This window comes from Aliterella sp. E5.1 (genome assembly GCF_057473825.1).
In genome coordinates, this window is sequence record NZ_JBYCCV010000317.1 from 1 (window position 1) to 1,773 (window position 1,773).

General features: G+C 50.9%; 2 protein-coding genes. One reads left to right on the top strand and one right to left on the bottom strand.

The window, feature by feature from the left end; translation table 11 throughout:
* Positions 1-1,006 (top strand): ATP-binding cassette domain-containing protein (locus AC2VE5_RS26755; protein ID WP_486890574.1); only part of this gene is annotated, 1,006 nt, incomplete at its 5' end.
* 371 nt (positions 1,007-1,377) lie between these two features.
* Here the strand turns inward: AC2VE5_RS26755 and AC2VE5_RS26760 are convergent.
* A partial coding sequence (locus AC2VE5_RS26760) for a transposase family protein (protein WP_486890575.1) occupies positions 1,378-1,773 on the bottom strand: 396 nt, incomplete at its 5' end.

Genomic DNA, 1,773 nt, shown 5'->3' on the forward strand with positions numbered 1-1,773 from the left:
GGCAGATAGGCCAGCATTAACGGTGGGCGACTTTGCCTTATTTGTCTACTCTCTCTCTTTTGTGACAGATTTTCTGTACTTCTTGGGGCAGTTTATGGCCCTCTATAAACATACAGAAGTCGCCTTTGAGCGCATGGAAAGGTTGCTGCCAGGCACCCCGGTAGAAGCATTTGTTGCTCCCGCCCCCCTTTACCTGCCTGATTTGAGAGGCCGACCACCCTCCTTGCCCCCGGTTTCTCATCTTCATCGGGATCAGCAGGACTGCTTGCAGGAACTGCGAATTGAAAATCTAACCTATACCTACCCTGGTAGCAACTGTGGAATTCAAAACATTAGCTTCACGCTCCGGCGAGGGGGCTTGACCGTGATCACTGGCCCGATTGGGTCGGGTAAAACCACGCTCCTGCGGGTGCTGTTAGGGTTGCTGACCCGGCAATCCGGTGCTTTATTTTGGAACGATCGCCTAATTGGCGATCCGGCAACCTTCTTCACGCCTCCCCGCAGCGCCTACACACCCCAAATCCCTCAACTGTTTAGCGGCAGCCTTAAAGACAATCTACTTCTGGGTTTGGAACCTAGTGCCCATAGCCTAGATCAGGCAATCCACCTGGCTGTCTTTGAGCAGGACTTAGCAACAATGCCAGCGGGACTAGAAACCATCGTCGGACCTAAGGGAATGCGCCTCTCTGGTGGGCAATTACAACGGGCTGCCGCCACCCGGATGTTCGTGCGGCAACCGGAACTCCTGGTATTTGATGATCTCTCCAGTGCCCTGGATGTAGAGACCGAGAAAAAGCTATGGCAGCGCTTGTTTTCACTGGCTTCTGTTCTAGACACCGAGGTCAAAGCAACGGATTGGCATCCTACCTGCCTGGTCGTCTCTCACCGTCCCGCTCTTCTGCGTCGAGCTGATCAGATTTTGGTTCTTCAGGCGGGACGGGTAGTTGGGAAAAGATCTTGGGAGGAACTACAGAAAACCAATCCAGATCTTCAGCACCCGAACTAGGGGTAGGGATGGCGGGCGACGATCCGCAACATCCAGCTCAACCTGGCCCCTTCACTCACCGGAGGGGTGTTCGCAGCTCAGGATCCCTCAATCTTAAAAGTTGCTCTTGACATGAGATCCCTGCTGACAAATGATAGTTAAGTTGCAATTGCTAATGAGAATAATTGGTGTCAAGCTGCTCCGGTGGCTTGGCCCTGTTCTTGCTGCATTGATTTTTTGGGGGGCTATCAACTTGCTTTTTTTTCCCTGAGGATATTTTGTGAAAATTATCAATTGCTTCCTAATGGTGCGACAATTTTTGCAAGTTGCAGTGAATGTAGCTTCAGAGGGAGTAATCCAATGCACTCAATTAATAGAGTTCTTGCAAAAGGTCAACAAGTCATAGGCAATTCATAGTTGTAAAGCCCAGCAATCAAGTTAAAGCGCAAGGCAAAGCGCCTGTGGCGATTGCGATAGCGCTCCGATAGAATTCGAAACCGCTTAAGATATCCGTTAACGTGCTCAATGACTACTCGCTGTTGAGCCAACTGCCGATTTTCCCGGCGCTGCTGGGTACTCAAAGTAGCCTTTGGTGGCTTTTTGTGAGGGGTGCGACTATTGGGATGGAACTTTCTTAGCCCCTGGTAGCCTTTATCGCCCAAACACTCAATGGTCGGATGAAACCGAACGCCACTGCTTTTGAGGAGACGAAAGTCGTGGGTCGTGCCTTTGCCATGGGCACTACAGATAATCTGTCCCGTTGCTTGGTTGATGACCACTTGAGACTT